The organism is Ideonella sp., assembly GCF_044358605.1.
Lineage (GTDB): Bacteria > Pseudomonadota > Gammaproteobacteria > Burkholderiales > Burkholderiaceae_C > Ideonella.
Genome location: NZ_JBIKNQ010000007.1, coordinates 67,859 through 77,258, shown reverse-complemented (window position 1 = coordinate 77,258; position 9,400 = coordinate 67,859). Strand labels below are relative to the sequence as shown.

Genomic DNA, 9,400 nt, shown 5'->3' with positions numbered 1-9,400 from the left:
ATGACTCCTTAAGTCAGGTGAGGGGAAGGATATTGATGCGAGAGGCAAAAGATATCTATCGATAGATAGATGATGAAGGCAAAAAAAGGGAAGGCATGGGCGCCTGGCGGTGACTCAATCAACGCCCAGCAAAAGCTTCATCGATTCGGCTGTATGGGCTACGCGCTGAGGCTCGCCCTGGCTGCGGGCCAGCAACAGGGCGCCCTCCAGCATGGCCATGGCCGTCTTGCCCAGGCGCAGCGCCGCAGCGGGCTTGAGGTGGGGCTGCAACAGACGCGCCTGCACGGCCAACCAAGCCTCCACCTCATTGAAGAAGCGGCACACCTCGGCCTGCAAGGTCTCGCCCAAGGTCTCAAAGTCGCTGGCCAGCATGCCGGCCACACACCACTGGTCGCCGCTGGCCGCCGCCTCAGAGAACAAGCGAGAAAACCTGTCCAGGCGCTGTGCCACAGGTAGGCTCTCCAGCGAGGCCAACAAGGCCATGACCTCCGCGCGGTACTCCCCCACCAAGGCCAGACCGATGTCTTCCTTCGAGGGAAAGTAGTAGTGCACGGAGGACGACTTGACCCCCACCAAGGCCGCCAGATCTCGGTGGCTGAAGGCATTGAAGCCGCGCGTGCGCAGCAAAGCCCGGGAATGGGCCAGCACCTCGGAGCGGCGATCAACAGTAGGTGAAGACATGATGGGAGGAAGTCTATCTATCACCAGATAGATAAGCAAGTGCCAGCAACAAAGACCGTCAGGAATCCAAGGTCTTGCGCATCGCCTGGGCCAAGCCCGCCTCGCCCCGCTCGTCCAGCGCCGCTGCGGCGGTGGAGCGATCCAGCGCATCTTTGTTCTGGCTGAGCTTGGACTTGCCCTCCAGCCGCGTGATGGCAATCTCTAGCCCCACGATATTGGCCAGCATCGCATCCAGGTAGTCGCTGGGGGCGTCGCCCATCTTCCAGGGTTGGGGCTGGCTGGCCTCGTGGGTGCGGGTCAGGCGGGCCACCAAGCCGCGCACATAACGCACATCATCACGCACCGTCAGGCGGCCATGGGCGTGCACCACCTCGTAGTTCCAGGTGGGCACTTGGCGGTGTGCCACGTGCTTGCTGGGATACCAGTTGGGCGAGATATAGCCCGCCACGCTGCGAAACACCACCAGCACATCGGCGCCTGCGGCGCATTCCTGCCACAGCGGGTTGGCGCGCGCCACATGGGCGTGCAGCGTGCCCAGCGGCCCAGTGGCCGGGTCCAGGTCAAAGGGTAGGTGGTTGGCGTCCAGCCCTTGCGGCCCGTGGTGGATCAGCACGCCCAAGGGGTGGGCTTGCACCAAGGCGTGCAAGGCGGCGATATCGCCTTGGGCAAAGTGGGCGGGGGTGTACATGGCGCAGGCCTCGGGCTCAGCAGCGGCCGGAGCGGCGGCTGCGTGGGTTGAGCTTGTCCAGGTCAGCGATCTGCTGCTTCAGCAGCAGCAGCAAAGAGCGTGCGTGCTCCACCGGCATGCGCACCACGGTGGTGGGCGTGCCTTCGTCGCGCAGGGGGCGGGGCTGCACCAGGGCATCCACCGCGATCTCGATCATGCCGTGGTCATGCCGCATGGCTTTGAGGCGTTGCACCTCGACGTCGTAGGTTTTCAAGTCGGTCTCCGGGTAGGGGATGAGGGATTATCCCGGAGCAAGCGGCTCATCAGCTCGCGCACCAGCCCCAAGCCCGGCGCTTCGGTGCGGCGGGCCAGTGTGACGAGGGCAAAGCGGGCTTCGCTGTCCAGGGGCGGTGTCAGCGTCAGCTCCACCAGCTCGGGCGCTGCCGCACGGATGGCCAGCAGCACCGCGTCGCTGTGGCTGGCCAGGGCCACCAGGCTTGGGATCTCGTCGCAGCGCAGGCTCACGCTGTGGCTGGGGTGGGCCTCGGGGCCGTAGCGCTCAACCAGGGTGCGGCAGACCTCATCCGACAGCGGCGTAGACGCCAGCGCAAAGGCTTGAACGTCGGCAAAGCTCAGGGCGCGACGGCGCTTGCTCAGCGGGTGGCCGCGCCGCACCATGAAGGCCCCGCGCATGGCGCACACCTGCTGGGTGTGCAGGTCAGGCGCTGGGCGCAGCGAGCGGGCATCCACCACCAGCGCGTCCAAGCTGCGCGCCCGTAAAGCCTGAACCAAGAGGTCGGTGCCGGCCCGCGCCACCTCCACCTGCAAACCGGGGCAGTCTTGGGCCGCCTTTTGCAGCAGCGGCGTCATCAGCATGGCACCAGGGCCGGAGCCCATGCCCACCCGCAAGCGCCCCTGCAGCTCGCCCGGCTGGCGTTGGCCTGCCCGGCGCAGCTCATCAGCCGCTTGCACCAGCTCGCGGGCGCGGGCCAGCGCCTCTTGGCCAAACGGGGTCAGCTCGCTGTGGCGGCCTACACGGTCAAACAAGGGCTGACCCAACTCTTGCTCCAGGCTGCGGATGCTGCGGCTGAGCGCCGGCTGGGTCAGGAACAGCAAGCCGGCTGACTTGCTGAACGAGCCTGTCTCTGCCAGCGAGATGAGGTGTTTCAACTGCACCAGCGTCATGACCCAAGCCCTGAAAGAGTGAACGTCAAACTCATCGTAATGGAAAACAATATGCATTGGACTTGGGTTGGACCCGCTCCTACATTGACACACCGTTTGCCTGTGGCCCACGCGGCCCGCGTCTCAAGGAGTGCCCATGTCCAAGCTCACCGTCCCCTTCGTGCTGGCCGCCCTGGTGGGCGCGCTGCTCAGCCCATTGGCTCAGGCTCAGACCTACCCGAGCAAGCCGGTCAATTTGATGGTGCCCTACCCGGCAGGCGGGCCCTCAGACGCCATTGCCCGCATCTTCAACACGCCCCTGGGCAAAGAACTGGGCCAGCAGGTGCTGGTGGAAAACCTAGGCGGCGTCAGCGGCGCACTGGCAGCGCAAAAAGTGCTGGCGGCTCCGGCCGATGGCCACTATGTCTTCCAGGGCTCGCCCAATGAGGTGATCCTGGCGCCGCTGGCCAATGCGGCCGTCAAGCTCAAGACCGAAGACTTCCGCCTGGTCCACCCGGTGGCCGACGCGGTGATGGTGTTTGTCACCCGCAAAGACCTGCCCGTCAACAGCGTGGACGAGCTGATCGCGCTGGCCCGCAAGTCGGGCGACAAACCCTTGACCTATGGCAGCGTGGGCATTGGCTCGCTCTATCACCTGATCTTGGAACAAGTGCAGCACAGCACCGGCATCAAGCTGGCGCATGTGCCCTACAAAGGCAACGCGCCCCTGCTGCAAGACCTGGGCGGCGGGCAAGTGGACTTTGCCGTGCTGGTCTACAGCGCCGCCATGGGCGCGCTGGCCGAGCAAGGCCGCATGAAGGTGATTGGCCAGTTGGGTGCCCAGCGCTCGGAGCTGCTCAAGCAAGTGCCCACCGCCAGCGAGGGCCAGGCCTTGAAGAACTTCTCCTACAAGATCTGGACGGGCTATATGGTGCCCAAGAACACCCCCGAAGACGTGGTGCAACGCCTGCATGCGGCCATCACCAAATCATTGCAAGACCCCGCCGTGCGCACCCAACTGGCGGCCCAAACCCAGCAGCCTTCGGCCCCCATGAGCCTGGCGGAGTCGGCCAAGTTCTTTGAGGCTGAGACCGCGCGTTACCGCGCCATTGCCAAGCAGATCAACCTGCAAGCCCAATGAGCGTCACCCAAAAGCCTTCTGGCGTCGTTCGGCCGCCTTGCCGTACCGTGCGTACTGTCTGCGTCGGCCAGGCTAGCCAGAACCGCCGCACTGGCTTTTGTGAGCCGCTCTGTCATGGAGGCCCGCCATGAGTTATCTGCGTGAAGCCCTGTCGCCCCGCGTGGGCGAGTTCATCCAACTGCGGCGCGACATTCACGCCCACCCCGAGCTGGCCTTTGAGGAGCACCGCACGGCTGCCCTGCTGGCCGCCAAGCTCAGCGACTGGGGCTACACGGTGGAGCGGGGTGTGGGCGGCACCGGCGTGGTGGGCACCCTGGTGCGGGGCCGCAGCACCCGCCGCCTGGGCCTGCGCGCCGACATGGACGCCCTGCCCATCCAAGAAGAGAGCGGTGTGGCGTGGGCCAGCCAACACCCCGGCCTGATGCACGCCTGCGGCCACGACGGCCACACCGCCATGCTGCTGGCGGCGGCCCACACCCTGGCCACCGACGCCAGCTTTGACGGTACTCTGCACCTGATCTTTCAGCCGGCCGAAGAAGGCGGTGGCGGCGCGCTGCGCATGATGGCTGATGGCTTATTTGATCGTTATCCCTGCGACGCCGTCTTTGCCATGCACAACATGCCCGGCGTGCCGCAAGGCCACTTGGTGCTGCGCGAAGGGGCCGCCATGGCCTCGTCCGACTACGCCACCATTACCCTCACCGGCGTGGGCGGCCACGGCGCCATGCCCCAGCACGCCGCCGACCCGGTGGTGGCCGCTGCCAGCCTGGTGATGGCCCTGCAAACCGTGGTCTCGCGCAATGTGGACCCGCTGCAGGCCGCCGTGGTGACCGTGGGCGCGCTGAACGCCGGCAAAGCCAACAACGTCATCCCCGCCACCGCCACCCTGGAGCTGAGCGTGTGCGCCCTAGACCGCGACGTGCGCAGCCTGCTGGAGGGCCGCATCAAAGCCTTAGCCCAATCGCAGGCCCACAGCTTTGGCCTGCATGCCGACGTGGCCTGGCGCAGCGGCTACGCCGTGCTGGTCAACGACGCCGCGCAAACCGCCTTGGCACGCGAGGTGGCGCTGGCGCTGGTGGGCGCCGACAAAGTCACCCTGCAAGGCCCACCCCTGACCGGCAGCGAAGACTTTGCCTTCATGCTCGAGCGCGTGCCCGGCAGCTACGTGCTCATCGGCACCGGCGACGCCCTAGACCAGCGCCTGGGCGGCGGCGGCTGCATGGTCCACCATCCCGGCTACGACTTCAACGACGACAACATCGCGGTGGGGAGTGCGTTTTGGGTGAGCTTGGTGAGGAGGTTTTTGGGTGCGTGAGGGCGCCGACTAAACTGTCGGCGCGCCCCAAAATGCTGTTGCTACACGACTGTTAGACGGTTCGACGCTGCACCAGGGCTCGGTGAATGGGGTGTATAGACCTCATCAAGATTGGCAACCGGGTTGCTGCCGCCTATCCAACTGGTGGTGCCTTTACTTCCTTGGACACTTTTGGCTTGACACCGAAGCCTCCCAAGCCGTGATAAGGAACAAGTCATGTTTAGAGAATTTGATGACTATCTGAACCTTGAGTTCCTTGCCGATTATTGGTATGACGAAGGAACAGGCATCGCATCTCGCATGCTTTGCAAGTTTGCCCAGCAGGATTGGATGGAGTTGAAGGAGCAATGCCTATCGAGAGCCGATCCCTGGAAGATTAGGTGTGCTGAAGTGTTGGAGTTGGTCAGTCATCCAGTTTCGAGGGACGTTCTTGTTGAGTTCTTGGCGTCACAAAACGACGACGTTGTCGTCGCCGCTGCTGATAGCCTGCGCTCAAAGGACGAAGTTCATTTGACTTTGGATTCCATTGAGCGGCTAAGACGCCTTTCGGCCCACGGGTCAGCTCCTGTTAAAGCTGTCCTGAGTAGATTTCTGAGTCAACTCGGAGCCGCATAGCTACCTACCCAAGCCGAAAAGATGATTTCCGTTCTGAGCAGACCGTCTGGCTTTGGCAATACCAAGAAGCCCGTCAAACATCACCAAGCTGAACATGGTTAACAAATCCATCCTCAAGCAGCAGCCCTGGTCCTACACCTTGTACGACTCAGACATCGGCCCTGTGCTGTCCGTGGTGTGCGGCGGCACCGGCATGTTCGAGCTGAACATCCCGCTCACGCCTGAAGAGTTTGCCCAGGCCAGCGGCGATGAGGACGCCACCATGGCCCTGGTTCGAGCGATCACCGATGCCCCAGATCGCTACGCGGCTCGCAGCATTGCGATTGATTGACTGATTGATTGAGTAATTCACCGCCTGACGGGCACGGATCAACGCATTCATCGCCGCTGAATGCGCTACCGCCTAGGCCTACGACGGCGTCATCTCGGGCCGGGTAGCCCCTCGCCTAAAACGGCAACCCCACATAGTTCTCCGCCAGCGTCCCCAGCGCCCGCTCGGACGAGAACAGATAAGCCAGCTCGGTCTCTTGCAGTTTCTGGTCGTAGCCCCCGCTGTCGGGGAAGGTGTGCAGCATGCTGGTCATCCACCATGAGAAGCGCTGGGCCTTCCAGACGCGGGCCAGGGCTTTGGCGGAGTAGTTTTCCAGGCCGCTGTCGTCGCCGTGCTGGTAGTGCGCCACCAGCGCGTGATAGAGGTAATAGATGTCAGAGGCGGCGCTGTTCAGGCCCCGGGCGCCGGTGGGCGGCACGATGTGGGCGGCGTCACCGGCTAGGAACAGGTTGCCGTAACGCATGGGTTCAGCGACGAAGGATCGCAGCGGGGCGATGGACTTTTCAATCGACGGGCCGGTGACCAGGGCCTCGGCCACGCTGCTGGGCAGGCGGCGCTTCAGCTCGGCCCAGAAGGCCTCGTCAGACCAGTCTTCGACCTTGTCGCTGAGCGGCACTTGCAGGTAGTAGCGGCTCAAGACCTGAGAGCGCAGCGAGCACAGCGCAAAGCCGCGCTCATGCTTGGCATAAATCAGCTCGGGTGACACCGGCTTGGTGCGCGACAGCACGCCCAGCCAGCCAAAGGGGTAGACCTTTTCATATTCGCGCAGCACGCCCTTGGGAATGGATTTGCGGCTGACACCATGAAAGCCGTCGGCGCCGATCACGTAGTCGCAGTCAATGCGGATGATCTCGTCGCCTTGGCGGTAGGTCACATAGGGCTGGTCGCTCTTGAGCTCGTGCGGCTGCACGTCTTCAGCGTTGTGGATGACCACGCCCTTCATGCGGTCGCGGGCCTCATACAGGTCGCGCGTCAACTCGGTTTGGCCATAGACCACCACCGAGCTGCCACCGCTGTGTTGGTGGATGTCCACGCGGTCCATGCGTCCATCGTGGGCAATGAAGAAGCCCTCGTGGATCTCGCCCTCGCGGTCCATGCGCTCGCCGCATTGGGCCTCGCGCATCAGTTTGGCAAAGCCGTGCTCCAACACACCGGCGCGGATACGGCTGAGCACGTATTCGCGGCTCTGGCGCTCCAGCACGATGGTGTCAATGCCCTTGAGGTGCAGCAGCTGAGAAAGCATCAGCCCCGAAGGGCCGCCGCCGATGATGCAAACGCTGGTCTTCATGATGGTGTCTCGCTCCGGTGGATGGGGGCAGCTCGAAGCGGCAGCCCTTCATGCTGCGCATCGTATGGAGCGAGGGCTTGGTGCGGAATGGCTGAATCCCGCCTAAACCGGTACGATTCGAACATGACCGCCCCCAGCGACCTTGTGCGCCACTACGGCCTCTATGGCGAGGTGGACGCCGCCCCCGACGTGATGCACTGCGAGACCATTGCCGAGCGCTCGGTGCTGCACGCCTGGGAGCTGGCCCCGCGCCGCCACGCCCGCCTGCACCAGCTTTTGTGGCTCAGCCAGGGGCGGGGCATGACCCGGCTGGACGACGCCGAGCTGGCGCTGGCTCCCGGCGCCTTGGTCAATGTGCCCCTGGGCGTGGTGCATGCCTTCACCTTTGAGCCCGGCTCAGACGGCCTGGTGGTGACCTTGGCCGACACCACCGTCGATGAGCTGCTCAAAGGCGAGCCCGAAGTGCGCCGTGCCCTGGCCCAGCCCTGGGTGGGCGAGGCCGACGCCGCCCTGCAAGCCCAGACCCTGCGCCCGCTGGCCGCCGAGTTTGGTGCGGCCCACCCGGCCCATCCTGCCCGCTCGCTGGTGCTGCGCGGCCTGTGCGCCACGCTGTTGGGCCGGGCCGCCAGGGTGGCCAGTGCGCAGGCTGGCCCGCAAGCCCACAGTGCTGAATCGAACCTGCTGCAGCGCTTTGAAAGTTTGCTCGAGGCGCACTTTAAGGAGCACTGGCGGGTGTCGGATTACGCCCGCGCCCTGGCCGTCAGCCCCACCCACCTGAGCCGGGTGGTGCGCTCGGCCACCGGGGCGCCCGCCTCCCACCTCATCGACGCCCGCATCGTGCGCGAGGCGCGCCGCCACCTGGCCTTTACTCATCTTCAGGTGGCTTCCATTGCCTACACCCTCGGCTACCAAGACCCCTCGCTGTTCAGCCGCGTGTTTGCCCGCGTCACGGGCCGCTCGCCGCGCGAATATCGGCGGCAGGTGGCGGGGCAGTGAGGCCGCCACTTTCAGGACCATGCCATGTGCAATCGCTACGTCTCCCCCGCCGCTGCCGAGATTGAACGCACCTGGCATTTGAAGTCCGGCGGCCAGCCTTGGGCGGAGGCAGAGGTCTACCCGCGTGCGCTGGGGCCCTTTGTGCGCCAAGCTGCCGACGGGCAAGGCGCGGAGATGGTGTTGGGCCAGTGGGGCTTGATCCCCTGGTTCGCCAAGACGGCCAGGCTGGCCTACTCGACCAATAACGCCAGGTTTGAGGAGCTTGCTCAAAAGGCCAGCTACAAGCAGCCTTGGGCACGCGGCCAGCGCTGCATCATCCCGGCCTGGAGCTTTGAGGAGCCCTGCTGGGAGACCGGCCGCAATGTGTGGTGGCGCTTTGCCAGGGCGGATGGGCAGCCCTGGGGCTTGGCGGGCTTATGGTCGCGCTGGACGGACCCGCAGAGTGGCGAGTTGATCGACAGCTACACCATGCTCACGCTCAATGCCGACGCGCACCCGCTGATGAGCCGCATGCACAAGCCCGACCCCAAGTTGCCGGCTGACCAGCAAGACAAGCGCTCGGTGGTGGTGCTGGAGCCCGAGGCTTGGGCGCCTTGGCTGCAGGGCACGGTGGCGGTGGCCAGCAGCCTGGTGGGCTTGGCGCCGGTAGAAGTGTTTGAAGCACGGCCGCTGCACAGTGGGCCGAGCTTGTTCTGAGTAGCCTGGGTGTGTCGCCAGGCGAGGCTCACACCCAGGCTAAGACCCGGCTTGCCGCTTGAGCCAGCGCATCAGCGCGCCCACCACGGGCAGCTTTTCGTACAGCTCTTCGGCGGCGTCCCAGTAGTCGCGGTGCAGGCTGACGCGACCATCCGCGCCAAAGCGCAGGTGGCTGGCGCCGTGGATGAGCCACAGCTTGCCGCCACGGCCAAAGTGGAAGTCCCAGGTCAGCATGCATTGATCACCTTCGGCCATCACGTCCAGCATCACAAATCGGGGCGCCTGCAAGGCCTCGAACATATGGGCAAAGATGTGGCGGATGGCGGGGATGCCCTGCACCTCATTGAACGGGTCTTTGAAACTGGATTGCTCGTCGTAGACGCGGTCCAGCGTGGACAGGTCAGAGGCTTGCAGGTTCTCGTAGAACTGCAGCACGCGCTCGACCCGAGGATCGCTGTGCGGCCGGGTGCTGAGCACTGTGCGGGGGCGATGGGAGGTGGGCATGG

12 protein-coding genes are annotated in these 9,400 nt (G+C 64.7%); 6 read left to right on the top strand and 6 right to left on the bottom strand.

Annotated features, from left to right (window positions below; all coding sequences use genetic code 11):
• Positions 1 to 114: 114 nt before the first annotated feature.
• Genes ACIQ3Q_RS04280 through ACIQ3Q_RS04265 form a run of 4 tightly spaced genes read right to left on the bottom strand, consistent with a single transcriptional unit; the run spans position 115 to position 2,533 of the window.
• Positions 115 to 681, bottom strand: coding sequence for a TetR/AcrR family transcriptional regulator (locus ACIQ3Q_RS04280; RefSeq protein WP_396267745.1), 567 nt, complete (start codon positions 679 to 681; stop codon positions 115 to 117).
• Positions 682 to 739: 58 nt separating this feature from the next.
• On the bottom strand, positions 740 to 1,369 hold the full coding sequence (locus ACIQ3Q_RS04275) for an FMN-binding negative transcriptional regulator (protein WP_396267743.1): 630 nt from the start codon (positions 1,367 to 1,369) through the stop codon (positions 740 to 742).
• 16 nt (positions 1,370 to 1,385) lie between these two features.
• Complete coding sequence (locus tag ACIQ3Q_RS04270; RefSeq protein ID WP_396267742.1) at positions 1,386 to 1,622, bottom strand: hypothetical protein; 237 nt, start codon at positions 1,620 to 1,622, stop codon at positions 1,386 to 1,388.
• Positions 1,619 to 2,533, bottom strand: a complete 915-nt coding sequence (locus ACIQ3Q_RS04265) for a LysR family transcriptional regulator (protein WP_396267741.1) — start codon at positions 2,531 to 2,533, stop codon at positions 1,619 to 1,621. The genes ACIQ3Q_RS04270 and ACIQ3Q_RS04265 overlap by 4 nt, the downstream gene beginning before the upstream one ends.
• 136 nt (positions 2,534 to 2,669) lie before the next feature.
• Here ACIQ3Q_RS04265 and ACIQ3Q_RS04260 point away from each other — a divergent pair, with 136 nt between their 5' ends.
• The 4 genes from ACIQ3Q_RS04260 (at position 2,670) to ACIQ3Q_RS04245 (ending at position 5,914) form a co-directional block, all read left to right on the top strand.
• Entirely contained in the window at positions 2,670 to 3,653 is a 984-nt protein-coding gene (locus tag ACIQ3Q_RS04260; protein WP_396267740.1) for a tripartite tricarboxylate transporter substrate binding protein, read from the top strand.
• A gap of 127 nt (positions 3,654 to 3,780) precedes the next feature.
• Positions 3,781 to 4,968, top strand: coding sequence for a M20 aminoacylase family protein (locus tag ACIQ3Q_RS04255; RefSeq protein WP_396267739.1), 1,188 nt, complete (start codon positions 3,781 to 3,783; stop codon positions 4,966 to 4,968).
• A gap of 216 nt (positions 4,969 to 5,184) precedes the next feature.
• The gene (locus ACIQ3Q_RS04250) at positions 5,185 to 5,583 is read left to right on the top strand and encodes a hypothetical protein (protein ID WP_396267738.1); all 399 of its coding nucleotides are present in this window, start codon (positions 5,185 to 5,187) and stop codon (positions 5,581 to 5,583) included.
• A 94-nt stretch (positions 5,584 to 5,677) separates the two neighbouring features.
• Complete coding sequence (locus tag ACIQ3Q_RS04245; RefSeq protein WP_396267737.1) at positions 5,678 to 5,914, top strand: hypothetical protein; 237 nt, start codon at positions 5,678 to 5,680, stop codon at positions 5,912 to 5,914.
• 115 nt (positions 5,915 to 6,029) lie between these two features.
• Here ACIQ3Q_RS04245 and pobA read toward each other — a convergent pair whose 3' ends face one another.
• Positions 6,030 to 7,202: a 4-hydroxybenzoate 3-monooxygenase gene (pobA, locus tag ACIQ3Q_RS04240; protein WP_396267736.1), complete on the bottom strand. Its 1,173-nt coding sequence runs from the start codon at positions 7,200 to 7,202 to the stop codon at positions 6,030 to 6,032.
• Between the two features lie 123 nt (positions 7,203 to 7,325).
• Here pobA and ACIQ3Q_RS04235 point away from each other — a divergent pair, with 123 nt between their 5' ends.
• Both ACIQ3Q_RS04235 and ACIQ3Q_RS04230 read left to right on the top strand, forming a co-directional pair.
• The gene (locus tag ACIQ3Q_RS04235) at positions 7,326 to 8,198 is read left to right on the top strand and encodes a helix-turn-helix domain-containing protein (RefSeq protein ID WP_396267735.1); all 873 of its coding nucleotides are present in this window, start codon (positions 7,326 to 7,328) and stop codon (positions 8,196 to 8,198) included.
• 24 nt (positions 8,199 to 8,222) lie between these two features.
• The gene (locus ACIQ3Q_RS04230) at positions 8,223 to 8,894 is read left to right on the top strand and encodes an SOS response-associated peptidase (RefSeq protein WP_396267734.1); all 672 of its coding nucleotides are present in this window, start codon (positions 8,223 to 8,225) and stop codon (positions 8,892 to 8,894) included.
• A 39-nt stretch (positions 8,895 to 8,933) separates the two neighbouring features.
• On the opposite strand, the gene ACIQ3Q_RS04225 is transcribed toward ACIQ3Q_RS04230, so the two are convergent.
• The gene (locus ACIQ3Q_RS04225) at positions 8,934 to 9,398 is read right to left on the bottom strand and encodes a nuclear transport factor 2 family protein (protein ID WP_396267733.1); all 465 of its coding nucleotides are present in this window, start codon (positions 9,396 to 9,398) and stop codon (positions 8,934 to 8,936) included.
• Positions 9,399 to 9,400 lie beyond the last annotated feature (2 nt).